Here is a 24,227-nt window from a genome sequence, read left to right as displayed (position 1 = left end):
GAATTTCTTGACGACCATAGAGCGTTGGAACCACCTGATCCCATCCCGAACTCAGAAGTGAAACGATGCATCGCCGATGGTAGTGTGGGGTTTCCCCATGTGAGAGTAGGTCATCGTCAAGATTGAATTCCGAAACCCCTGTCTGCTAACGCAGACAGGGGTTTTGTCGTTTCAGTACCCACAAAAATCCGATTTTCAAACCGCTCTGCGTGCCTTGCTGCTCCGACGAGCCTGCCATTTGCGCCACCAGATGTAGACGCCAGTCCCCGACAATCCCGCAATCAGAACACCCAATACCGCGATCATCACTTGTCCGGTGAAGCCTATGATCCGTCCCCCGTGTATCGGCAACTGCAACCGATAAAACCGCTCTCCCAACGTCCCTTTTCCTGCGATCTCCTGCCCCAGTAATCGTCCGTCAGTACCGTGGAAGAACAACCAGGATTTACCGTGGGCCTCGGTGTCATGCTGTCCAAACCCCGCACCGTAGAAGTTGTATTCAAAGCTGTAATACAACTCGCCGATCGCCGCTGTCAGCCCCAACCTTTTCCCCTCCTGCTGTGCCCTTTCGTATGCTTGTTGATAACTCAATCGGGTGATCCCCAGCTCTTCGGCAGGCATCCGCCCTCGAGCCTCATACACGCTCGGTTCAATCGGAGAAAACAGCGACACCGCGGGTTTGAAGACCTGGCTCGGCAGGTTCATCGCCACGCTGCTGACGGCTATCGGCAGCAACAACAACCACAGCCACAAGCCCCCTGCCCGATGCAGATCGAAGTTGAGTCGATAGGCATGCCCGCCCTTGATCTTCCAGGCCTTCGACCACTTCTTCCAGAACGGTTTACCCCGCGGTAACGTCAGCCAGAGGGCGATGAAGCAATCGATTACCCAGGCGATGGCCACCAACCCCATCAACAGCAAACCCCAGTTACCGGGCAGTGTCAGGTTGTAGTGAAACTCGAGAATGAACGGAACGAAGTTCTCACGCTGGAAACAGCACTCGCCCCAGTAACGCTGACCTTTTTGCTCTCCGCTGACCGGGTCGAGGTAGAACACTTCATTGCGTTCTTTGAAGGGTTCACCCGTCGCCGGATCATTTCGCGGAACCGCCGCCAGCAATGCCGTGTGGCCTGCCTCATTCGGGTACTCCATGTACCAGACCTGCAACTTCGGATGGGCCGATTGCACCGCATCAACCAGCCCACCTGGCGGCAGACGCTCCCCCTCGGCCGAAGCCGCGTAAAACTCCGGATTCAACCACTCATCCAGCTCATGGTTGAACGCCAGAATGCTGCCCGTGATCCCGGCCAGCAGCAGAAAAACCGCCGTGGCCAACCCGATATACCGGTGCAATAAAACCAGAAACGAACGCATGAAAATTTCCCCCACAGATACCACAAAGCCAGCCCCTGAAATCAGGGGCTGGCTTTTTTATGCACAAGACAAAGGCTTAGAACTGGTAACTGACCGTCGCGGCGACGTTGCGCTCTTCGCCCATGTAGCAGAAGTCCAGACTGGCGCAGGAGGCCACGTAGGATTCGTTGGTCAGATTGTTTGCATTCAGGCGTACGTCGACACCCTTCAGACCGACCTTGCCGAGGTCATAGCCAATCGATGCGTCGAACAATGTGTAGGACGGCACCTTCATGGTGTTCTCTGCATCCGCCCAGCTATAGCCGACATAACGCACACCGCCGCCCAGTCGCAGACCATCGAGTGCCGCGCTGTCGAACTTGTAGTCGGCCCACAAGGACGCCATATGTCGCGGTGCCTGAGTTGGCGAATTGCCTTTGTTCTCGATCACATTGGTCGGTGTGCTCAAGGTGCTGGTCATCGACTTCGAGTATTCAATGTCGGTGAAGGTGTAGCTGCCGAGCACTTTCAGGTTGTCGGTCAACTGCATGTGCGCTTCCAGTTCCAGACCCTGAGAGCGGACAGCGCCTACAGCGCGATAGAAGTTTTCCTGCGGCAGTTTGGTTGCCAGGTTCTCCTGATCGATGCGGAACAACGAGGCGGTGAACAGATTGTCGGTACCTGGCGGCTGATACTTCAGGCCCATTTCCCACTGCGTTCCATCGGTCGGTGCGAGCGGATTGCCGGCGCTGTCCGCGTAGGAATTCGGGTTGAACGACTCGGAATAGCTGACGTACGGCGCGAGGCCGTTATCGAACAGATACAGCGCGCCGGCACGACCGGTGAGCTTGGTGCGTCGATCGTTGATCTCGGTGCCGACCGGACGGCCCGCTTCGGCGATACGGTTTTCGTCGGAGGTTTCCACCCAGTCCTGGCGCAGTCCCAGCGAAAAGCGCCACTTGTCCATCTCGATCAGGTCTTGCAGGTATACGCCGGTCTGCTCCAGGCGCCGCAGATAGCTGGTCTCGCCGTATGGCGTAATAGCCGAATTGCCATACACCGGGTTGAACGCATTGATTGGCGCCAGGCCACCACTGGTCCAGTCAACCACGGTTTTGCGTCGCTGGTAATCCGCCCCCATCAGCACCGTGTGCTTGGTCGCGCCGGTGAAGAATTCAGCCTGGAGCATGTTGTCGACGATAAACGCGTGCAGACGCTCGTCACCGCCGGTGTAGTAGCGATTGAGCTCATTGCTGGTCGGTGACGTCCAGCCATAGGCGTACACCTGATCCATGTTCACTTTGGAGTCGAGGTAACGGAAGTTCTGCCGCGCGGTGAAGACGTCGTTGAAGCGGTGTTCGAACTGATAACCGAACGACTGCTGATCACGGGAGTAACCGTCGATACCCGGCTCGCCTTCGAAGAAGTGCGGCGAGATGCGATTGCCGTTGCGCTGATGAATCGTGCCGTCGGCCGGCACGCCACCGTGGTAGCCGCCATCCGGGTCATGTTGCAGATACGCTTGCAGCGTCAGCGAGGTGTCCTCGCTGAAATCGATGCTGACGGTTGGTGCGAGGGCGAAGCGCTTTTCCTTGTTGTGGTCGAATTGCGTGTCGGACTGATCCGTCAAACCGATCAGACGATAGGCGATACGCTTGTCGTCATCGACCGGTCCGCTGAAGTCAAAACCGACACCGCGCTGGCCCTGAGTGCCGACGGTGGCCTGTACCTGATGATAGGCCTCGTACAGCGGTTTCTTGCTGGTCAGTGCCACCAGACCGCCCGGCGAGCTACGGCCGTAGAGCACCGACGAAGGGCCCTTCAGAATATCGACACGCTCAAGGAAATATGGGTCCACCTGCATAGTGCTGTAGGTGCCGCTGTCGCCCATCGACTTGAGGCCGTCGAGGTAGATGTTGTCCACCGAACCGTCGTTGAAGCCGCGCATCGCCACATAGTCGTAACGGTGCGTGGCGCCGTAAGGGTTGGTCAGCACACCGGGGGTGTAACGCATGGCCTGGGACACGGTTTGCGAGCCCTGGTCGTCCATTTGCTCACGGGTAACCACGGACACGCTTTGCGAAGTTTCCAGCAGCGCGGTACTGGTCTTGGTGGCGATCTGGCTGTGCGTCGCGTTGTAGCCGTCCATGCTGCCCAGCGCGTTGCCGAGGGCGAAGCCTTTGATGTCGGTGGTCGGCAGGGCCAGTGCTTCGGTTTCTGCGACGGAGCGCAACACATAGCTGCTGCCGTCCTGGCTGACCGCCTCCAGACCTGATCCGCCGAGCAAGTGGCTCAAGGCCTGATCGGTCGAATACTCACCCTGTACACCCGGTGACTGCCGGCCTTGGGTTTGCTGCGGCGTCATCGACAACGTGATGCCCGCCTGGCGTGCGAACTGGTTGAGCGCATCGCCCAATGGCCCTGCGGCGATGTTGTAGCGGTGGCTGCTGACCTCGCTGGCATTGGCCGCGACGCTCAGGTTCGGCAACACGCCAACACCCAGGGCGGTAGAAAACAGCGCCGCCCGAACGGCGTGGCGCAACAGGCCCGATTCGGCAGAGAAATTCAGAGGGTTCTTACAGGTAACGCGTGCAGTCATTGTAGGTTTCCGTAGGCAGTCGCGAAGGCTGAGTTGAAGTGCTTACTGACTAAGCCGGACTTGCCACGAAACCCCGCCAAAATAATTTCAGGCCACAGACTCCAGCGTCACCCACCAACGGGTGCGGTAGCGCAATTGCACCGGCAGGGTCTGCGGCAGGATCGCCAGCAGCTTGTCGGTGTCCTCAAGACGGAACACGCCGGACAGGCGCAAATCCGCAATGTCCGACGCACAGCTCAGAAATCCCTGACGATACCGGCCGACTTCGCTGAGAAAGTCGCCCAGCCGCATGTTGCGAGTCACGATCAGCCCGTCGACCCAGGCACCGGCGTCCATGTCCAGCGGCGGCGCCGGGCGAATTTGATGGTGATCGATCAAGTAGCTCTGACCGGCGATTGCTTCCGTCGAGTTGCCGGCGGAGTGAATCGCGACCCGGCCACTGGTGACGCTCAGGCGCGTGCATCCATCTTCCTGGCGCAGAATGAATCGCGCCTTGAACGGCTCGTAACTGCCATGACGACTCTGCACCCGCAGTGGTCGGTCAAAGGACGCACCTTCATCGGCACCGCCACAGGTGACGATGATTTCGCCACGGGTCAGTTTGATCAGTCGTTGCTGCGCGGTGTAATCGAGATCCACGCTGCTGGCAGTGTTGAGTTCGATCCGTGTGCCGTCCGGCAACTGGAAGCCACGGCGCTCGCCGGTGGCGGTGGCGTAGTCGGCGCTCCACTGTTGCCAGGCGGAAGTGTCGCTGGCCAGCCATCCTGCGGAGCCCATCAGCAGCGCGCCGGACAACAGCTTCAACGCCTGACGTCGACCCAACCCCTGCGCACTGTTTTCCAGCGTGTTGAACGCCACCTGCGCAGCGGGCACGGCGCGCAGATTGTGGGTCAGTTCGGCCTGCAGTGACTGCACCCGTTGCCAGGCCAGTTCGTGATCATGGTGTTCAGCGCGCCATTGTTCGCACTGGCGATTCAGGCGCGGATTGCCATGGTTGTTGCGCAGGCGCAGGAGCCAGTGAATGGCCTGTCGGACGACTTGTTGCGGTGGCTCGGCGCGTCGGCCAAGCGAGAGGTTATCCACCGGCATCAGTTTTCGTACCGCAGCACGTAGCAGTGATACAGCGCATCGGCGACGTAGCGTTCCACCGAGCGCAAGGACAGGCCCATTTGCTCGGCGATCTGCTTGTGGGTCAAACCTTCGCACTGCGCCAGCAGAAATGCCTGACGCACTTTCGGCTTCAAGCCTTCAAGCATGCGGGCAATGCTTTCGAGCAGTTCGATCACCAATGCGCGGGATTCGGCACTCGGGGTTTCGGCTTCAGGCAAATGGGCGATGGTTTCCAGATAGGCGCGTTCAATTTCTTCACGGCGCCAATGATCGATCAACAAACCCCGAGCAACCGTGCGCAAGAATGCGCGAGGTGCCTTGAGTTCCAGACGCTCGGTGCGTTGCAGCAAACGCACGAACGTGTCCTGGGCCAGATCCGCCGCATCGGCGGCATTGCCCAGCCGCGCGCGCAACCAGCCGTTGAGCCAGCCGTGATGACTACTGTAAAGCGCCTGTACTGCAAACTCAGGAGAGGACATGAACGCGACAGCCCGAACGTCACAAATGATAATTAGTCGCATTGTCATCAAGGGTTACAGAATTTGCAACCGGCGCTGCAAAACAGTCATCAAAAAATGACAGGCGAACGCTCTGGCACGCCGTTCGGCGGGAATCTGGCAGAAATGCCGTCCATTTCCTGCAAAGCCCTAAGTTTTCTCCAAAGCGTGCCGACAGACTGGTGAGACATGCGTGCACCAAAGTAGAGCAGCCCTCAGAACGCTGCCTGCGCTGTACATGGAATGTTGCATCCGGAACGCATCCCCACTTTTCGCATAAGAAGTCCCATGAAATGAATCTCAAGTTCAGCCATAAAATCCTGCTGGCCGCCTCGGGCGTCGTGGTCCTGGCGTTCGCGCTGTTCACTTTGTACAACGACTATCTGCAGCGAAACACCATTCGCCAGAACCTACAGTCCTCGGTCCAGCAGGCCGGTGACCTGACCGCCAGCAGTGTGCAGAACTGGATGAGCGGGCGGATTCTGGTACTGGAAAACCTCGCGCAGAACGTCGCCCATCAAGGCAAGAATGCCGACTTCCCGGGCCTGGTCGATCAACCGGCCTTCACCTCGAACTTCCAGTTCACCTACGTCGGCCAGGCCAACGGTGTGTTCACCCAGCGCCCGGACGCGAAGATGCCGGACGGCTACGACCCGCGTCAGCGCCCGTGGTACAAGCAGGCCGTGGCCGCTGACCAGACCATGCTGACCCCGCCATACATGGCCGCCGTTGGCGGTCTGGTGGTGACCATCGCCATGCCGGTGAAAAAGAACGGCGAGCTGCTCGGTGTGGTGGGTGGTGACCTGAGCCTGGAAACCCTGGTGAAGATCATCAACTCGGTGGACTTCGGTGGCCTGGGCCACGCGTTCCTGGTCAGCGGTGACGGTCAGGTGATCGTCAGCCCGGATAAAGACCAGGTCATGAAGAACCTCAAGGACATCTACCCGAACACCGGTGTGCGCATCGAGAAGGGCAACCAGAACGTAGTGCTCAACGGCCAGGAACGCATCCTGTCGTTCACCCCGGTCACCGGTCTGCCGAATGCCGAGTGGTACATCGGTCTGTCGATCGACCGCGACAAGGCCTACGCCGCACTCAGCCAGTTCCGTACCTCGGCAGTGATTGCGATGTTCGTCGCGGTGGGCGCGATTGCAGTCTTCCTGAGCCTGCTGATCACCGTACTGATGCGTCCGCTGATCACCATGGGCCGTGCGATGCAGGACATCGCTCAGGGTGAAGGTGACCTGACCCGTCGTCTGGTAGTGGAAAGCAAAGACGAGTTCGGTGAGCTGGGCAGTTCGTTCAACCAGTTCGTAGAGCGGATTCACGCTTCGATCTCCGAAGTGTCTTCCGCGACTCGCCACGTACACGACCTGTCGCAACGGGTGATGGCATCGTCCAACGCCTCGATCATCGGCTCCGACGAGCAAAGCGCACGCACCAACAGCGTGGCCGCCGCGATCAATCAATTGGGTGCCGCCACCCAGGAAATCGCCCGCAACGCCGCCGATGCTTCGCAACACGCCAGCGGCGCGAGCGAGCAGGCTGATGATGGTCGTCAGGTGGTAGAGCAGACGATTCAGGCGATGACCGAGCTGTCGCAGAAGATCAGCCTGTCGTGCACCCAGATCGAAACCCTGAATGCGAGCACCGATAACATCGGCCACATTCTCGATGTGATCAAAGGCATCTCCCAACAGACCAACCTGCTGGCGCTCAACGCGGCCATCGAAGCGGCCCGTGCCGGTGAAGCCGGACGCGGTTTTGCGGTGGTGGCGGACGAGGTGCGTAACCTCGCTCACCGCACCCAGGAATCGGCGGAAGAAATCCACAAGATGATCACCTCGCTGCAGGTCGGCTCCCGTGAAGCGGTGACCACCATGAACGCCAGTCAGGCGTCCAGCGAAGAGAGCGTTGAAGTGGCGAACCAGGCCGGTCTGCGTCTGGTCAGCGTGACCCAGCGCATCGGCGAAATCGACGGCATGAACCAGTCGGTGGCCGCGGCTACCGAAGAGCAGACCGCCGTGGTGGAAACCCTCAACGTCGACGTCAACCAGATCAACCTGCTGAACCAGCAGAGCGTGGCCAACCTCAATGAAACGTTGAAGGATTGCGATGCGTTGTCGCAGCAGGCCAACCGTTTGAAACAGCTGGTGGACAGCTTCAAGATCTGATTGCTTGCGGTCAAAAAACAGCCCGCTGCGGAGTGATCCGCAGCGGGCTTTTTCATGCCTTACACAAACAGCTTCAGCACATTGCCCATCGCATCATCGGCGAACCCCTGCACGAAATCCTTGAACCCCGGCAGCGCCTCAGGACCGCCGCTTGCCGGCTCGGCGATGATCGTCCAGGTCGCCCGCGACTTGCCTGCGCCCAGCGATTCCACATTCATCGCCGCCCACAGATTGGCCACGCCCAGCGTGTTGTAGATCGTGGTCCAGGTCATGCTCAGCGCCTGGTCGTCCCGGGAGTTGAGTTGCTCGACCACCACGTTGCCATCCTTGAAGAACTTCTTGCGCAGCGAAGACACGCCTTCGCCGGTCATTTCGATGTGCGACAGGGCCGGAATGAAACGATCGAAGCCGTCGAATTTGCCGACCACCGCCCATACCTGTTTGGCGTCCACCGGCACTTCCACCGAAGACACGACGTGGCAGCCGTGAGGGTTTTTGATCAGGGTGTCGGGTTGAAGATTGCTCATGGTGTTGCTCCTTGGTTGATGAGTCAGATGAAGTTGATTTCTTTCAGGTAGTCGCAGCCGCGACGCAGCAGCGCCGGGGATTTTTCCGGGTAGTGCGCGCCCATCTGCTGCACGCCGGCCTGGGCGTTGGCGTGGCCGATCAGGGAGATGTCGCCGATGTCTTCCTCGAAGCCGTTGAGGTAGAAACCGAGTACGCCGAACAGCGCGTTGTCGGCATCTACCCGGCCCAGTTGCTGTTGCCAGTCGGCGACGCTGACCAGCGAGAACTCGCTGCCGGTTTCGCGGAACGACGCGACATAGGCGTCCCAGCTCAGGGGCTCCGGGTTGTGCAGGTTGAACACCGCTCGTTCGGCCGAATAACGGCTGGCGTGGAAGGCGATGAAACGGGCGAGGAAATCCACCGGCATCAGGTCGAAATTCAGTGCGAAGGCCGGCACCTGACCGAGCTGGATCGAGCCCTTGAGCATCAGCATCAAACGGTTCTTGTGCGGCTGACAGACACCGCTGAGGCTGTTGAAACTGATGTTTCCGGGCCGATAAAGATTGACCCGCACCCCACGCTCCCGCGCCCGTTCGAGGATGCGTTCGCCGACCCATTTCGACAGGTTGTAGCCGTTGCGGATGTAGATCGGCGGCGTCGGTGCGGCCGGCAGTTCCAGCACCCGGCCTGCGTCGTCGACGGTGCTGGAGGCCGACAGTGTCGAGACGAAATTGAACACCTTCTTGCTGCGCCCTTCGCACAGCCGCAGCAGTTCGAAAATCGGCTCGACGTTGTCCGCTGCCAGCGACTCGTAGTCGAGCACGTGATTGACGTTGGCCGCGTTGTGCACCAGCGCGCCGAACTCGCGATCCAGTCGCTCGAAATCCTCATTGGCCAGGCCCAGTTGCGGCCGGGTGATGTCCGCCGAATAGACCCGCACCCGACTCAGGTCCAGATGCTCCAGGCGGTTCTCTCGCAACGACTGGGCAAAGCGCTGCGCCGCCGTTTGCCCGCCGCCGTCGCGCACCAGACATGCCACTTCGCTGGCGCCCCACCCCAGCAGCGCCTCGACGATGTGCACACCGACAAAACTGTTGGCGCCGGTGACGATCACCTTGTGCACATCGCCCATGCGGCTGATCGGCAGCGGCTCGATTTCCAGCGCTCGCTCGGCGTCGGCCATCGCCTGGGCGCTGAGCACCGCACTGTCATCGGTGCCGCGTACCAGGGTGGCGAGCTTGGTGATGGTCGGCAGTTCAATGAAGCGGTTGATCGAAATGCTGCGGCCGAATTCCTCCCGCAGACGCAGGAGCATGCGTGACAGCAGAATCGAATGACCGCCGAGATTGAAGAAACTTTCATCGGTGGAAATGTCGCTGGTCGGCAGCTCCAGCAACTCGCCCCAGATCTCCAGCAGCAGCGCTTCGTCGGCGTTGGCCGGCAGGCATTTCGGGCCGCTGTCCTGCACGCTCACCGGCAGCTCCAGCAAGGCCTTGCGATCGACTTTGCCATTGGCGGCGAACGGCATATTCGGCAGTTCCGTCCACGCCACCGGTTGCATGTAGTCGGGTAAAAACTGCTGCGCGTGAGCTTTCAAAGACTCGCGCGCGGCATCCGATTGCGGCTGGGCGAGGAACGCCAGAATCCGTCGCTGACTGTCGATCACCACGGCGATTTGCCGATACAGCTGACTCTCGCGCAGGCACCGCTCGATCTCTTCCGGCTCGACCCGGAAGCCGCGGATCTTCACCTGATTGTCGCGGCGTCCGCACAGTTCGATGCCATCCTCGCCCCACTTGGCCATGTCGCCGCTGCGGTAGGCGCGCAGACGCTGACCGTCCGGCAACTCCAGATCCAGATAGCGCTCCGCCGTCTGCTGCGGATTTTTCAGGTAACCCAGGCAAACGCCGGGGCCGACGATGAACAGCTCGCCCACGGTTTGCTCCGGCACCGGTTGCAAATCGTCGTCGAGGATCAGTACCTGACTGTTGGCAATCGGCCCGCCGAGGGTGCGATTGCTGTCGCCCGGTTGCAGTTGTCGCGCGGTGATCAGCACCGTGGCTTCGGTCGGGCCGTAGAGGTTATGCAGCTTGCCTTGGCGCGTCAGCTGCTCGATCACGAACGGCTCGCAGACGTCGCCGCCGGTCATGATTTGCCCGACGCTTTGCAGTTGCTCCAGCGGCAGGATGCTCAACAGCGCCGGCGGCAGGAACGCGTGAGTCAGTTGCCGACGGCGAATCAGCGCCACCAGTTGCAGCGGATCACGCCGCTGGTTGTCGTCGGGCACCACCAGTTCCGCGCCTTCGAGCAAGGTCGGGAAGATGTCGATCAGCGACGAGTCGAAGCTCAGCGATGAGAACTGCAACACCCGGCTCTCGGCGCGCAACTGCACATAGTCGGCGTACCACGCGGTGAAGTGCGCGAGGTTCGCCTGACTCAGCAGCACTCCTTTCGGATGCCCGGTAGTACCCGAGGTGTAGAGCGCCATGCACGGCGCATCGAGCTCGGGCCGACGACGCATCAACGGTTGCGACAGATCGGCGTCGGTGCGGTTGATGCGACAGACATCCAGCCCTGGCATCGAACCGCTCAGCGGGTGTTCGCCGTCGTGCAGCAACAGCACCGCCCCGGCGTTTTCCAGAATGTACTGCTGGCGCTGAAGCGGATGGCTCGGTTCCAGCGGCAGATACACCGCGCCGCTGCCGAGAATGGCCAGAATCGAAGCAAACAGCGCATCGCATTTCGGCAGGCAAATCCCCACCACCCATGGTTGCGGTTGTGTCTCCAGCATTGCCAGCAAGCGTTGCTGGATTGCACGGCTGTGATCATGCAACTGGCGATAGCTGATCGACTGCTCGGCGAGGTGCAGCGCAGGGCGCTCCGCGTGCTCGATCAGACTTCGTTGCAGCCGCTCGATCACCGGGATCTGTGCCTGTTGCAGCAACCCCGGATTGGCCGTGGCATTGAGGCGATGGACGTAGGCCAGGCTGTCGAGAAACAACAGGTTTTCCACCTGTTCGAAGTCCGGCGCACGGGCCGTCGTCGCATGCTGGAAATACTCGGCATCGCGGGAAAAACGGCTGGCCAGCAGCGCCACTTCGTCCACCACCTGCGCCAGTGTTCGCTGGCGCAGGGCCTGACCGTTGCCGGACGGTTCGTCGGCGATCGGCACGCGGCTCAGCAGCGTCGAGTTGCAGAGGCACAGCAGATCAAGCACCGGCAAACCGCCGGCGCCCGTTGCACCGATACCCAGGCGTAAAGTCAGGTGCGGTGTCGTGCCGTGATCCTGCGGCGCAAGACTGCCGTCATCGATCACCAGATCCACCGACGGAGCAGTCCCTGTCAGCAATGAATGACCGTGTTGTTCGAGCTCCTGCGCTAGGTCGGTCAAGGCCTGGCTGCGGCCCCTCAGCAAAATGTCGAGACGTCTCATGTCAGCCTCCTTGTCAAACCAGGTAGTCGCGCAGGGCGTGCTGCACGCACGGTGTGTCGAGCAGCGAGCTGTTGTGGAAAAACCGCACGATGTTGCCCACCAGCGGGTGGTGGCGATTGATCGGGAAGGCCAGCCCGGCCATCTCGTCTTTCAGGGCGCGGCGGGTTGCGTCGTTGACCGGCAAGGCGTCGATCAGGCGCAGGTCGAAGGACTTCTGTATGTCGTTGGTCAGGTAATGGCCGATGAACACCGGCAGGATCTGCGCGATGCATTCGCGATCTGCATCACTCGCGGTGTGCCAGTAGATGCGCACCATCCGCGCCCAGAAACTCGAGTGCCGGCCCTCGTCGAGCAAGTGATCGGCCATCAGCCCCTTGATCGACGGCTTGACCGTGTCGTCCCGTGCAAATGCTGCGACATCGCCGGTCACGGTGTTTTCGGCGATGGCTACGCAGATCAGTTCCACGGCGCTGCGCAAGTGTTGCGGGGCCAGTTCGACGGCGGCCGGAATCGCCCGGCTCAGTTCGATTTCGTTCGGCAACTCGATCGGCTCGATGCCGGTCATGGCCACCGTCTGTTGCATGAAATCCATCGCCACCAGCGCGTGGTAATCCTCGTCCACGACCACGGTCATGGCGTCGTAGCGACAGGCGAACGGGAAGGCCACGGCGAAGCGGTTCTTGGCGATGCTGCGCGCGGTCTTGTCGACGATCTCGGTTTCGAAAATCACCACGTCGTTGATGAATTTGTACAGCGTCTGCACCAGGGCGAAATCACGCTGTTCCGGGCATTCGCGCAGGAAGGTTTCGCTGAGCACCAACGGCTGGCGGCTGAGCGGATAGATCAGCCGCGCGTCATCTTCCAGCACGCGGCGCGGCCGGGTGCGGATGGTCGCGCGGCTTTCCCAGGCATCGGCGAAAGACTGGTAGTCGGCGGCGTTCATTGGGCCACCTCCGCCAGCGGTTCGCGCATGCTCAGGCGCAGACCGTCCCACAGGGCGATGCGGCTTTCCACGGCGGCGATGGCACTGGCGTAGACCTCGGCTTCGCGCTGCGGATCGCCGTCCACCAGCCGGTCCAGCAGTTGTTCTGCGGCGGGGCCGTGGTCTTCGGAGTCGACTTCGATGTGTCGCTCCAGGTAGTAACGGAAGGTCGGCGCCTGTTCGACGCCAATGCCCCACGCATCGAGCATGCGCTGGAACATGGTCGGGATCACGCTCTCGCGACCATGCAGGAAGGCGGCGGCAACGCTGTGACCGGGTGCATTCAGTGCGGTGTGCAGCGTGTCACGGACGAACCGCGCAGCCGCCGGATCGACCTCGACGCTTTGCAGGGCGACGTCGTAACTCACGCCTTCCTGCTGCAGCGTCACGAAGCGCTCCACCGCTGTCGTGTCCGCACCGACTTCGCGCATCGCATCGAGGTACAGTTCGAAGTGACTGTAATGCCCGTGTGACAGCCGGTCGTCCGATTCTTCCCCGAGCACGATTTCGTTGATCAGTCGTGCCGCGTGCGGATCCCGTGGCGGCAACCACGGCAGACGCGTGCAAGTCAGTTCCTGCTGCAGGCGCTTGGTCAGCGACATGAAGTCCCAGACGGCAAATACATGGGACTCCATGAAACGGCGCAATGTCGCCAAAGAATCGATTTCGGAGAAGATCGGATGAACGCTGAGTTCGGCTTTCTTTAGTGTAAGTTGCTCTTTAGTTGGCATGGTTGCGAGACTCTGGCTAATAGGGAATAGGGATTGCTCAATCAATCGCTAATAACGCTGAACAAGTTTCTCCAGGCGAACGACAGCCTCATTCGGTTTCGATGAAAGCAGGCAATGTCTGAAGGGCCCGAGACAGCAGCGGACGGTCAAACCGTCGCAATCGAGGCCGTACTGCAAGGTTGTGCCGGGTTTGTCATTTCGGATCCAAACTCGGCGAAGAAAAACTAATACATCGCAAAACAACTTAACAAGTTTATTTTTAATTATTTTTAGTTGGCTGTTTTTTGAAGTGTGAGTGGGTCTGATAAAACTTATAAGTTAAGTTTTATTTGGGCGTAGTTGCTCCTTTCGGCGTTTAATGGCCAAAATTGAACGACAAGAGTGAATGCCTCACTCGAAGCAACTTTCCAATTGAGTAATTGAATGAATATGAGGGGATGAAGTCGGGCTGTAACGGCGCCGTTTCTTCCTGTTCCCGTGACAAGGCTCCTTCCGTAGGTTCCTGGTGCGGGGACTGCTGCCGGGGCGGCGCGTCCCCGTTCTATATTGGGTTGGCGTTTCAAGGGTGCGCGTAAATCGGCGCCGCGGCTATCGTCGAAAATGACTTCCTTGCGGTGCAAATTCCGGGCTGTTCAAAGCAGGGGGGAGGTTAGAGCGCAGGCGTCGATGTGCCACGGCAAATGACCGTGACCGGTGGGGGGATTTGTAAGCGGGTTATTCGCCGGGTGAGTGGAGGCTCACCCGGGAGGGAGGATTCAGCGCGCCGCTTTGCGGCTTTGGCCGGCGGAGCTGGCGAGGTAACGGGTGATCACCTCGACACCGCGATTGAGGTGCTGCTCCAGCAGTGTCACGGCGTGCGGGGTGTCACGCTCTTTCACGGCCTGCAACAACGCACGGTGATCGTCCTGGGAGAGCTTGCCCAGGCCCATGGCCTCGAGGTTGAAGCGCAGGAAGCGTTCTTCTTCATTCAGGCCGTCTTCCACCAGCCGCAACAGCCGGCCATTGGGCGCCTTGCTGTAGAGCGCCATGTGAAACAGACGGTTGAGCCGACCGATTTCGGTGTAGTCGTGTTCGATTTCCAGCTCTTCGATGTAGCCGGCCGCGCGTTCGTGATCGGCCGGGGTCAGCAGCGGGATCGACTGGCGCAGCGCTTCTGACTCCAGCAGGATGCGCAGCTCATAGGTTTGCGTTGCATCGCCCTGAATCAGCGGCGCCACCACGGCGCCCTTGTGGGCAATCACGCTGAGCAGGCCCTGGGCCTCGAGCTGACGCAAGGCTTCGCGCACCGGCATGCGGCTGACACCGAACAGGTCGGCCAGATCCTGCTGGCGCACGGCGGTGCCGCAGGGCAGGCGCCCGTCGAGAATCGCGGCGCGCAGGGTTTCTTCGATGACCGAGCGCGCCAGATGCGCGGGAATCGGGCCGTCGACTTTGATGCTGTGGAGTGGCTTGGGCTTCTGGGTCACAACTGCACACCCTATGACTGCGGATTTGGATCCAAAGGACACTAGTGATTGCTCTACAGGTTGTCAAACCGTGTAGAAGAACCCTGTCACATCTGAAGTTTAGCGCGCCAGCGATGATCTCAGGGTGCCATTGTTTTTTGCTGGGCTAACCTTCACCATCAAGCGCTTTCCTCTCTGCCCTGGATGCCTTGCATTGGCGGTACGTTTCGCAATCCCACGGATTGCGCGCTGGCTTGCCTGCGCGCTGCTGCTGGCCGGCATCATGCTGGGCGGCCTGCATGCCGATTGGGATTTTTCCGCGATCAGCCGCAAGGCCACGGCACTGTACGGGCCGTTGGGCGCGGGGCAACAGCGGATCGATGCCTGGCAGAATCTGCTGGCCACGCAGAAGCAGGTCAGCGAGATGGAAAAGCTCAAAGTGGTGAACCTGTTTTTCAACAAACAGATGCGCTACGTCGAAGACATCGATCTGTGGCACGAGGTCGATTATTGGGAAACCCCCATCGAAGCCTTGTGGAAAGGCGCCGGCGACTGCGAAGACTACGCGATCGCCAAGTATTTCAGCCTGCGCCACCTCGGTGTGGCCAGTGACAAGTTGCGTATCACCTACGTAAAGGCCCTGCGCCAGAACCGCGCGCACATGGTCCTGACTTACTATTCCAGCCCTGACGCCATGCCGCTGGTGCTCGACAGCCTGATCGACCCGATCAAGCCGGCCGCCGAGCGAACCGATTTGCTGCCGGTCTACTCTTTCAATGCCGAAGGGTTGTACCTGCCGGGCGCCAAGGGCAACAAGAAGGTCGGTGACACCAAACGCCTGTCACGCTGGCAGGATGTGTTGAAGAAAATGCAGGCCGAAGGATTTCCGGTCGAGACGACTAACTAGGAGCACGCGCTCAGATGTCTTTGTTCAAACAGCTGTTGATCGCTATCTGTCTGTTCCTGGTGGTCGCCTTCACCGGCAGCTTCATGGTCAGTCTGGAGAGCTCGCGCACCCAGTACGTCAACCAGTTGCGCTCCCACGCCCAGGATGCGGCCACGGCGCTGGCGCTGTCGTTGACGCCGAACATCGATGACCCGGCGATGGTCGAGCTGCTGGTCAGTTCGATCTTCGACAGCGGTTATTACTCGAGCATCCGCGTGGTCGACCTGAAGACCGACCAGACCATCGTCGAGCGCAATGGCATTCCGGCGGTCACCAACGTGCCGGACTGGTTCGTCAAACTGATCGGCCTGGAGCCGGCCGGTGGCGATGCGCTGGTCAGCCGTGGCTGGGAGCAGGCGGCGCGGGTCGAGGTGGTCAGCCACCCGATGTTCGCCCTGGCCAAACTCTGGCAGAGCGCACTCGGCAGCCTGGGCTGGTTGCTGGTCTGTGGTGCGGTGAGTGCGGTGCTCGGCGCGTTGTTGCTGCGTCGGCAATTGAAGCCGCTGGATTACATGGTCAAGCAATCCCACGCCATCGCTCGTCGTGAGTTCCTGAGTCTGCCGGACCTACCGCGCACGCCTGAATTGCGGCGCGTAGTGCTGGCGATGAACCAGATGGTCGAGAAGCTCAAGGCACTGTTTCAGGAACAGGCCGAGCGCAGTGAAAAACTGCGCACCGAGTCCTATCAGGACAACCTTACGGGGCTGGCCAACCGGCGTTATTTCGAGATGCAGTTGAATGCGCGGGTGAGCAACCCGGAGCAGGCGAGTTCCGGTTATCTGCTGCTGTTGCGGGTCAAGGATCTGGCTGGGCTGAACCAGCGCCTTGGCGGTCAGCGCACCGATGAATTGTTGAAAGCGGTTGGCGAGCAACTGTCCCGCGAGTGTGCCAAATACCCGGAAACCCAGAACCTCGTCACTCGGATTCGTGGTGGTGAATTCGCCGTGCTGGCGCCGGGGCTGACCCGAGAAGAAGCGTTGCAACTGGCGCAGAGCCTCGACAGTGCGCTGAGCAGCTTGCACGCAACGGGCGCCACCGACGTGGCCGCCGTGGCCTCCATCGGCCTGGCGCCGTTCGCTCACGGCGATTCGCCGCAAGCGGTCCTCAGCCTCGGCGATCAGGCATTGGCCCAGGCCGAAGGGCAGGGCGATCAGAACTGGGCGTGCCTCGATCAGAGCCTGGTGGCGGACGTCGGTGACGATCACCACGCCTGGCACCGTTTGCTCGATCAGGCGCTGAATCAGCGGCGCTTCGAGCTGTTCTTCCAGCCGGTAGTGGCGGCGCAGGACACGCAACTGGTGCTGCATTACAAAGTGCTGTCGCGCTTGCTTGACGAGCAGGGCCAGACCATTCCCGCCGGACGCTTCCTGCCGTGGCTGGAGCGCTTCGGCTGGACCGCGCGACTGGACCGGTTGATGCTCGAGCGGGTGCTGGAGCAAATGGCCGGTCATGAAGAATCCCTGGCGCTGAATCTGTCGTCGGCGACCCTGGCCGATCCGCAGGCGTTGAACAAAGTGTTCGAGATCCTGCGGGCGCATTCCAACCTCGGTGCGCGCCTGACCCTGGAAATCGGCGAGGAACAATTGCCGGAGCAAGCGGTGCTGGAACAGCTGACCCGGCGCCTGCGCGAACTCGGTTTCTCCCTGAGCCTGCAGCGCTTCGGCGGACGCTTCAGCATGATCGGCAACCTGGCGCGGCTGGGGCTGGCGTACCTGAAGATCGATGGCAGCTACATCCGGGCGATCGATCAGGAAAGCGACAAGCGCCTGTTCATCGAAGCGATCCAGCGCGCGGCGCACAGCATCGATCTGCCGTTGATTGCCGAGCGGGTCGAGACGGAAGGGGAATTGTCGGTGATTCGCGAGATGGGGTTGTATGGGGTGCAGGGGCAGCTCTTCGGTGAGCCCAAGCCTTGGCGGTGAGCCTGATCGTTCCCACGCTCTGCGTGGGAATGCCGCCCGTGACGCTCCGCGTCACAACGGTGTCCGACGCAATGCCGATGGTGTGACTGGAACGCGGAGCGTCCCTTGATGCATTCCCACGCGGAGCGTGGGAACGATCAACTCGACTTCAAACGGATCAGATCAACCCGCCCTCATCCTCATCAATCAACTGACTCAACCCGCCCAGCGCTTCCCGCGCCTGGGTCCGGTCCATCAACTTGGCCTGGGCTGCCGGCGGCAGGTCGGTGACGCGGATCACGCCTTTGCTGGTCAGCACCTGAATCAGGTCGTCGAGTACCCGGATCATTTCCAGGTCGCTCTGCTTGAGCTGTTTGAGGCTGTTCTCCACGGCCTCGTTGGCGTACCAGGCCTGGATTTCGTGGTGGTCGGCCGGCAGCGTTTCCGTGGCCTCGGCGTAGGCCGCAGCTTCCACGCGAATCAACTGACCCTGCGCATCGCGTTGCACGTAAAACATTGAGCATCCCTCGGAAATGGACCAGCGTCATGCTGTCAGCAGCATAGCCAACTGCGCGCGAGTATGCGGTGCGCCGACGCAATCGTCACCGGTTCAAGCACCGCAAACGTGACGGCCGCCCCAAGTGGGGCGGCCGTTGTTCACGCATCAGCTGTTGTTGTGGTCGACCTTGATGGTCGGATCGCTGCCGGCAATCAGGTTGTGAATGTTGGCCGTGGACCAGTTGTTGCCTTCCAGCTTGATCGTCACGTCCGGTGTGGCGGCTGCGGCATCGCCCGAGTTGAACTTGCCGCCCGAGCTGACTTGCAGCGACGACACGCCGTCGACCGTGGTGATCTTCAGGAAGTTGTCGATGGTGCTGCCGGTCTCGCCCTGCAATAGGTCGCGCAGGTCGATGCGGTCGCCTTCGCTGGCCTTGAAGTCCTTGATCACGTCGTTGCCGGTGTCGCCCGCTTTCCAGACGAAGGTGTCGGCACCCGAACCACCGATCAGGATGTCGTTGCCCTGACCACCGATCAGCGTGTCGTTGCCGGTACCGCCGAGCAGGATGTCATTGCCCTTGCCGCCGTCGAGCAGGTCGTTGCCGCCCGAGCCGAACAGGATGTCGTTGCCCGCGCCGCCCAGCAGTGTGTCGTTGCCATCGTGGGCACCAGACACATCAAACGCCTGATAGTGCTCGGTGATGTACTGGTGCACGTTGCTGGTGGTGACTTTACTGACGTCGACCCCGGTTTCCTTGGCCACGAACGCCTGCATCGCCTGATAACCCTCGCCGGCAATGCCGTTGAAGCTCACCAGGTCGCCGAACAGGATGTCGTTGCCGTCGCCACCGCTGACGGTGTCGTTGCCCGGCATCGTCGCTTCGGTGTGGCCGATGATCGAGTTGGCCAGGTCCTTCGGATCGATGTTGGTCTGCGGCGCGTGGTCCGAGTCATACGGCTTCAGGTCGTTGAGGCTGACGCCGTTGTTGATGCCGATGGCCTCGACGGTCGACAGTTTGTCCAGCAGTGCGAAGCTGCTGGTGGAGTTGTCGGTGGTGGTCGAGCCGGTACTGTTGCCCGAACCTGCCAGGCTTGAGAACTCGTAAGTACCGTCGCCCTGGGCATGCAGGGTGCCGAAGTTCTGGTACGACCAGCTGCCGCCGGACTTGGTCCAGACCGTCACGTAGCCCGAGGCACTGATGTCGATCTGGTGCGTGCTGTCCGGGTACAGGCTGATGGCTTTGCCCAATTGATAGTTGCTGGTCGTGATCAGGCTATCGAGGGTTTTGTTGCCGTACAGCGTCGGGTTGGTCGCCTCGTTGCTCTGGTAGTAGGTCGGCTGGCCGTCGGTGATGAAGTACGTAAGGTTCTTCGCCCCGGTATTGGCCACGGCCTCGGCACTCTGGAACCAGTTGGCGGTGGTCTTGAACACGTCTTCGTAGTTGGTGCCGCCGCCGGACGACATCGAGTCCAGCACGGCCTTGAGCAAGGTCAGCGCGTTCGGGTCGTTGAGGTTCACCGACACCGACTTGTTGACCTGGGTATCGAAGTCCACCAGGAAGATGTTCACCGTGCCGGAGTTGCTGCCCAGGCTCTGCTTGAGGGTATTGAACACCGACGTCAGCGAGTCCTTGGCGGCGTTGATCGACGAGGCGCTCATACTGCCCGAGCTGTCGACCATGAACGCGATGTTGTAGTTGGTGCCCGGCACCACGGTCAGGCCGCCGATGTCGGCGACGATGATGTCGTTGCCGTCGGTGCCGGTGACGGTATCGTCGGCCGAGGTGGCGACAATCGAGTTGTAGACCGCCGGCACCACGGTGACCGGAATGGTCGCGGTGGTGCTGGCCGAGCCGCCCACGGCCTCGGTGGAAGTCGAGGTCACGGTCAGGTTGAACTGGCCGTTGTAGTAGGTCGGCGGGGTCACGGTTAGGGTGCCGAGGTTCCAGCCGGTGACGTTGGCGTCGCCGCTGGTGGCGGTCACGGTGAAGCTGTGGCCTGCGCCGTCGCTGAGCACCGAACCGACCGGTGCGCCGCTGATCTTGATGCTCAGGGTTTCCGAGCCGTCGGTGTCGGTCAGCGCGGTGCTGATCGACGACAGTTTCACCGTGGTGCCTTCGGCGCCGGTGTTGAGTTTGTAGCCGTCGTAATAGCCTTCGCCGTTGTTGCCGTGCAGATCGGAGACGGTCACGCCGGCATTCACCAGATCCTGCACGCCGGTGTAGATCGGCACGCCGGCACTGCTCAGGTCGATCGGCGTGCTGCCGTTGACCGACAGGTTGACGTCGTAGCTGCCCGGGCCGCTCTGGTTGTGGTGGTAAATGTCCAGGGTGTAGTAACCGCTGGTGGTCGGGGTGAACGAACCGTTGAGGTTGCCGCCCGCGCCCCACGTCGTGGACGCCACGTTCTTGCCGCCGATGGTCACCAGCAGGCTGTCGTCACCGGTACCGCTGAAGGTGTAGGTCTTGCCGGCTTCCAGATAGATCAGGCCCGAGGTTTTCGACGCAGTACCGGCGGTCACGCTGCCGTCGGACTGCACGTTGTTCACGGTGCCGCTGGTGTTCGGCTTGCCCGCGCCGTCGATCACGTTTTTCAGGGTGGTCGAATTCGCGCCGCTGCCGTCGGTGCCCAGGCCCGACAGACCGGTCCAGACTTCCTTGATCAGCCCGGTGGACTTCACGCTGTTGTCGGCGACCGACAGGGTCGGTGCATCCGCCACCGGCGTGATGTCGATCTTCACGGTGCCGGTGTTGCCCAGCAACTGGCCGTCGGTTGGCTGGAACTTGATCTGCGCGTAGTCAGCCTGGTTGTTGCCCAGGCCGGTGCCGCCGTAACCGTTCACGCCCGACTCGTTGGCATCCGGCAGGAAGCGCAGCTTGCCGGCGTCGATATCGGCCTTGCTGAAGGTCTGGTTGGTGGCGACGTCTTTCCAGGTCGAGCCGTCCAGGTACTGCAGTTTGCCTTCGCCCGGCAGCTGGGTGATTTTCACGCCCAGGCTGCTGGCCGGGCTGTCGACGTCGCTGACGCCGAAGGTCGACCAGCCGAGAACCAGCGGGGTGTCTTCGGTGCCGGTGACGTTAACCGGTGCAGCGACCGGCGCATCGTTGACTGCCACCACGTTGACCGTGGTGGTCGCAGTGTTGGAGTAGTTGCCGCCATCGGTCACGGTCACGGTGATGATCCGCGGCACGGTGCTCGGGTCTTCACTGCTGTTGGTGAAGCTGATGTTCTTGATGGCCTGCATGTAGTCGGCGAGCGTTGCGTTGCCGGACAGGGTCAGGGTGACGGTGCCGTTGGTGCTGTTGGCATTGATGGTGATGCCGTTGACGCTGTTGCCCAGGTTCAGCGCATCGCCGTCCTGACGGTTGGTCAGCACGACGGTGGCGCCGGTCAGCATGGTGCTGTCCGGGTCGGTGATCTTGATATCGGTGTCGGCAATTGATACGCCTGCGCCCGGGGTGTTCTCGGTGAAGGTCACCTTGTAGTCGGCACCCGTTGCACCGCTGGAGTTGTTGGCGTCGAGGTCGATGACCGGCGGTGCATCGTTGTCGATGATCGAGGTGCTGACGCTGCCATTGGTGCTGCTGACCGCCAGGTTTTCGAAGTTGCCGCCGGTGGCCGAGTCGATCTTGACCACGAAGTTTTCGGTGCCTTCGGTGATCTTGTCGTCGATGGTCGCAACGTTGAACTGCGCGCTGCTGGCACCGGCCGGGATCTTCACGGTGTACACGCCGGTGAAGTCCGAACCGTCGGCGGCGGTGCCGCTGTAGACGATTTTCAGGGTCACTTCGGTCTGCGCCGGGTGGGTCAGGCTGACGGTGTAGCTGGCGGTCTGGCCTTCGGTCACCGAGGTGCTGCCGGTGATGCTGACGGTGGTGGTGTCGATGGTATCGGTGACGCTGGTCACGGCTGGTGTGTTGCTGGTCACCAGGTTTTCGAAATTGCCGCCGGTGGCGTTGGTGATCGTGGCCTGCACGTTGCCGGCGTCCTTGTAGACGTCGTCGGCTGGCGCAGGAACGGTCACGGTGCCGGTGGTCTTGCCCGCTTCGATGGTGATCACCGAGCCGTTGCTCAGGGTCACGGTCACTGGTGAACCAGCGGCGTTGGTCAGGGTTGCGGTGTAAGTGATCGAACCACCTTCAGCCACGGTGCCGGTCGCGCTGAGCGACAGGTTGGTGGTGTCGATGGTGTCGGTGACGGTGGTGCTGACTGGAGTCTTATCAGCCACCAGATTCTCGTAGTTGCCGCCAGAAACGTTGGTGATCGAGTTGGTCAGCGGCGCGTGGCCGGTCAGCGCGTCGTTCGGCGCGGTGGTGGTCACGGTGCCGGTGGTTTTACCCACTTCGATGGTAATCGACTGACCGTTGGCCAGATTCACGGTTACCGGCGAGCCAGTCACCGGCGCACCCACGGTAGCGGTGTAGGTGACGGTTCCACCTTCAGCTGCCGTCGTGGTCGCGGTCAGTTTCACGGTGGTGGTGTCGATGGTGTCGGTGACGCTGGTCACCGCTGGCGTGGTGCTGGTGACCAGGTTCTCGAAATTACCACCGCTGGCGTTGGTGATCGTGGCCTGCACGTTGCCGGCGTCCTTGTAGACGTCGTCGGCTGGTGCAGGAACGGTCACGGTGCCAGTGGTTTTGCCCGCTTCGATGGTGATCACGGCGCCGTTGCTCAAGGTCACGGTCACCGGAGTGCCCGCAGCGTTGGTCAGTGTCGCGGTGTAAGTGATCGAACCACCCTCGGCCACGGTGCCGGTCGCGCTGAGCGTCAGGTTGGTGGTGTCGATGGTGTCGGTGACGGTGGTCGAGACCGGCGTCTTGTCGGCTACGAGGTTTTCGTAGTTGCCGCCAGAAACGTTGGTGATCGAGTTGGTCAGCGGCGTGTGGCCGGTCAACGCGTCGTTCGGCGCGGTGGTGGTCACGGTGCCGGTGGTTTTACCCACTTCGATGGTGATCGACTGACCGTTCGACAGATTCACGGTCACAGGCGAGCCAGTCACCGGCGCACCGACGGTGGCGGTGTAGGTGACGGTGCCACCTTCGGCCGCCGTCGTGGTCGCGGTCAGCTTCACGGTGGTGGTGTCGATGGTGTCGGTGACGCTGGTCACTGCTGGTGTGGTGCTGGTGACCAGATTCTCGAAGTTGCCACCGGTGGCGTTGGTGATGGTGGCCTGCACGTTGCCGGCGTCTTTGTAGACGTCGTCGGCTGGTGCTGCGACGGTCACGGTGCCCGTGGTTTTGCCGGCTTCGATGGTGATCACGGCGCCGTTGCTCAAGGTCACGGTCACCGGGGTGCCCGCAGCGTTGGTCAAGGTCGCGGTGTAAACGATCGAACCGCCCTCGGCGACCGAATTGGTGGCGCTGAGGGACAGGTTGGTGGTGTCGACGGTGTCGGTCACGGTGGTGCTGACCGGGGTCTTGTCGGCCACCAGATTCTCGTAGTTACCGCCGCTGACGTTGGTGATCGCGTTGGTCAGTGGCGCATGACCATTCAACACGTCGTTAGGCGCGGTGGTGGTGACGGTGCCGGTGGTTTTACCCACTTCGATAGTGATCGACTGGCCGTTGGACAGGTTTACGGTCACTGGCGAGCCAGTCACCGGCGCCCCCACGGTAGCGGTGTAGGTGACGGTGCCACCTTCAGCAGCTGTCGCGGTCGCGGTCAGCTTCACGGTGGTGGTGTCGATGGTGTCGGTGACGCTGGTCACCGCTGGTGTGGTGCTGGTGACCAGGTTCTCGAAGCTGCCACCGCTGGCGTTGGTGATCGTTGCCTGTACGTTGCCGGCGTCCTTGTAGACGTCATCGGCTGGCGCAGGAACGGTCACGGTGCCGGTGGTTTTGCCGGCTTCGATGGTGATCACGGCGCCGTTCGACAAGGTCACGGTCACTGGCGAGCCAGCGGCGTTGGTCAGGGTTGCGGTGTAGGTGATCGAACCACCTTCTGCCACGGTGCCAGTCGCGCTGAGCGACAGGTTGGTGGTGTCGACGGTGTCGGTGACGGTGGTCGAAACCGGGGTTTTATCAGCCACCAGATTTTCGTAGTTACCACCAC

At 61.2% G+C, this 24,227-nt stretch carries 13 protein-coding genes, 1 rRNA gene and 1 pseudogene; 4 read left to right on the top strand and 11 right to left on the bottom strand.

The window, feature by feature from the left end:
* Positions 1 to 6: 6 nt before the first annotated feature.
* A 5S ribosomal RNA gene (gene rrf, locus K5E37_RS28515) occupies positions 7 to 122 on the top strand.
* A 73-nt stretch (positions 123 to 195) separates the two neighbouring features.
* Here rrf and K5E37_RS28510 read toward each other — a convergent pair.
* From K5E37_RS28510 to K5E37_RS28495, 4 genes are all read right to left on the bottom strand, one after another.
* Positions 196 to 1,374 (bottom strand): PepSY domain-containing protein, encoded by a 1,179-nt coding sequence (locus K5E37_RS28510; RefSeq protein WP_221535753.1) that lies wholly within the window; start codon positions 1,372 to 1,374, stop codon positions 196 to 198.
* A gap of 76 nt (positions 1,375 to 1,450) precedes the next feature.
* Positions 1,451 to 3,952 (bottom strand): TonB-dependent siderophore receptor, encoded by a 2,502-nt coding sequence (locus tag K5E37_RS28505; protein WP_221535752.1) that lies wholly within the window; start codon positions 3,950 to 3,952, stop codon positions 1,451 to 1,453.
* A gap of 87 nt (positions 3,953 to 4,039) precedes the next feature.
* Positions 4,040 to 5,041 (bottom strand): FecR domain-containing protein, encoded by a 1,002-nt coding sequence (locus K5E37_RS28500; RefSeq protein WP_221535751.1) that lies wholly within the window; start codon positions 5,039 to 5,041, stop codon positions 4,040 to 4,042.
* Positions 5,041 to 5,541 (bottom strand): sigma-70 family RNA polymerase sigma factor, encoded by a 501-nt coding sequence (locus K5E37_RS28495; RefSeq protein WP_221535750.1) that lies wholly within the window; start codon positions 5,539 to 5,541, stop codon positions 5,041 to 5,043. Before K5E37_RS28495 ends, K5E37_RS28500 begins: the two co-directional genes overlap by 1 nt.
* A gap of 311 nt (positions 5,542 to 5,852) precedes the next feature.
* Here K5E37_RS28495 and K5E37_RS28490 point away from each other — a divergent pair, with 311 nt between their 5' ends.
* Positions 5,853 to 7,733, top strand: a complete 1,881-nt coding sequence (locus K5E37_RS28490) for a methyl-accepting chemotaxis protein (RefSeq protein WP_221535749.1) — start codon at positions 5,853 to 5,855, stop codon at positions 7,731 to 7,733.
* Between the two features lie 59 nt (positions 7,734 to 7,792).
* On the opposite strand, the gene K5E37_RS28485 is transcribed toward K5E37_RS28490, so the two are convergent.
* The 5 genes from K5E37_RS28485 to K5E37_RS28465 all read right to left on the bottom strand — a co-directional run bounded on the left by K5E37_RS28485 (position 7,793) and on the right by K5E37_RS28465 (position 14,852).
* Positions 7,793 to 8,260, bottom strand: coding sequence for an SRPBCC family protein (locus tag K5E37_RS28485; protein ID WP_085748542.1), 468 nt, complete (start codon positions 8,258 to 8,260; stop codon positions 7,793 to 7,795).
* Between the two features lie 23 nt (positions 8,261 to 8,283).
* Positions 8,284 to 11,673, bottom strand: a complete 3,390-nt coding sequence (locus K5E37_RS28480; protein WP_221535748.1) for an amino acid adenylation domain-containing protein — start codon at positions 11,671 to 11,673, stop codon at positions 8,284 to 8,286.
* Positions 11,674 to 11,686: 13 nt separating this feature from the next.
* A complete protein-coding gene (locus tag K5E37_RS28475) occupies positions 11,687 to 12,616 on the bottom strand; it encodes a diiron oxygenase (RefSeq protein WP_221535747.1) in 930 nt (309 codons plus the stop codon).
* The gene (locus tag K5E37_RS28470) at positions 12,613 to 13,386 is read right to left on the bottom strand and encodes a DUF3050 domain-containing protein (RefSeq protein WP_085608527.1); all 774 of its coding nucleotides are present in this window, start codon (positions 13,384 to 13,386) and stop codon (positions 12,613 to 12,615) included. The genes K5E37_RS28475 and K5E37_RS28470 overlap by 4 nt, the downstream gene beginning before the upstream one ends.
* Positions 13,387 to 14,141: 755 nt before the next feature.
* Complete coding sequence (locus K5E37_RS28465) at positions 14,142 to 14,852, bottom strand: GntR family transcriptional regulator (protein ID WP_221535746.1); 711 nt, start codon at positions 14,850 to 14,852, stop codon at positions 14,142 to 14,144.
* A gap of 193 nt (positions 14,853 to 15,045) precedes the next feature.
* On the opposite strand from K5E37_RS28465, the gene lapG reads away from it, so the two are divergent.
* Together lapG and lapD are read left to right on the top strand one after the other, a co-directional pair.
* Entirely contained in the window at positions 15,046 to 15,738 is a 693-nt protein-coding gene (gene lapG / locus K5E37_RS28460) for a cysteine protease LapG (protein WP_007960234.1), read from the top strand.
* Positions 15,739 to 15,752: 14 nt separating this feature from the next.
* Complete coding sequence (gene lapD / locus K5E37_RS28455; protein ID WP_221535745.1) at positions 15,753 to 17,699, top strand: cyclic di-GMP receptor LapD; 1,947 nt, start codon at positions 15,753 to 15,755, stop codon at positions 17,697 to 17,699.
* A gap of 157 nt (positions 17,700 to 17,856) precedes the next feature.
* Here lapD and K5E37_RS28450 read toward each other — a convergent pair whose 3' ends face one another.
* Complete coding sequence (locus tag K5E37_RS28450) at positions 17,857 to 18,195, bottom strand: hypothetical protein (protein ID WP_007960236.1); 339 nt, start codon at positions 18,193 to 18,195, stop codon at positions 17,857 to 17,859.
* A 147-nt stretch (positions 18,196 to 18,342) separates the two neighbouring features.
* Positions 18,343 to 24,227 (bottom strand): annotated as a pseudogene (locus K5E37_RS28445) (LapA family giant adhesin); the annotation flags it as partial.

The organism is Pseudomonas sp. RIT778 (assembly GCF_019718735.1).
In the GTDB taxonomy this organism is placed as follows: Bacteria; Pseudomonadota; Gammaproteobacteria; order Pseudomonadales; family Pseudomonadaceae; genus Aquipseudomonas; species Aquipseudomonas aphyarum.
The sequence above is the reverse complement of the archived record's forward strand: the minus strand, read 5'-3'. Positions and strand labels throughout refer to the sequence as shown.

Excerpts from the sequence above, each read along its gene's own strand:
- K5E37_RS28480 (WP_221535748.1), bottom strand. The coding sequence starts at position 11,673 with ATGAGACGTCTCGACATTTTGCTGAGGGGCCGCAGCCAGGCCTTGACC.
- K5E37_RS28470 (WP_085608527.1), bottom strand. The coding sequence starts at position 13,386 with ATGCCAACTAAAGAGCAACTTACACTAAAGAAAGCCGAACTCAGCGTT.
- K5E37_RS28490 (WP_221535749.1), top strand. The coding sequence starts at position 5,853 with ATGAATCTCAAGTTCAGCCATAAAATCCTGCTGGCCGCCTCGGGCGTC.
- lapD (WP_221535745.1), top strand. The coding sequence starts at position 15,753 with ATGTCTTTGTTCAAACAGCTGTTGATCGCTATCTGTCTGTTCCTGGTG.
- K5E37_RS28510 (WP_221535753.1), bottom strand. The coding sequence starts at position 1,374 with ATGCGTTCGTTTCTGGTTTTATTGCACCGGTATATCGGGTTGGCCACG.
- K5E37_RS28475 (WP_221535747.1), bottom strand. The coding sequence starts at position 12,616 with ATGAACGCCGCCGACTACCAGTCTTTCGCCGATGCCTGGGAAAGCCGC.
- K5E37_RS28485 (WP_085748542.1), bottom strand. The coding sequence starts at position 8,260 with ATGAGCAATCTTCAACCCGACACCCTGATCAAAAACCCTCACGGCTGC.
- K5E37_RS28500 (WP_221535751.1), bottom strand. The coding sequence starts at position 5,041 with ATGCCGGTGGATAACCTCTCGCTTGGCCGACGCGCCGAGCCACCGCAA.
- K5E37_RS28450 (WP_007960236.1), bottom strand. The coding sequence starts at position 18,195 with ATGTTTTACGTGCAACGCGATGCGCAGGGTCAGTTGATTCGCGTGGAA.
- K5E37_RS28495 (WP_221535750.1), bottom strand. The coding sequence starts at position 5,541 with ATGTCCTCTCCTGAGTTTGCAGTACAGGCGCTTTACAGTAGTCATCAC.
- K5E37_RS28505 (WP_221535752.1), bottom strand. The coding sequence starts at position 3,952 with ATGACTGCACGCGTTACCTGTAAGAACCCTCTGAATTTCTCTGCCGAA.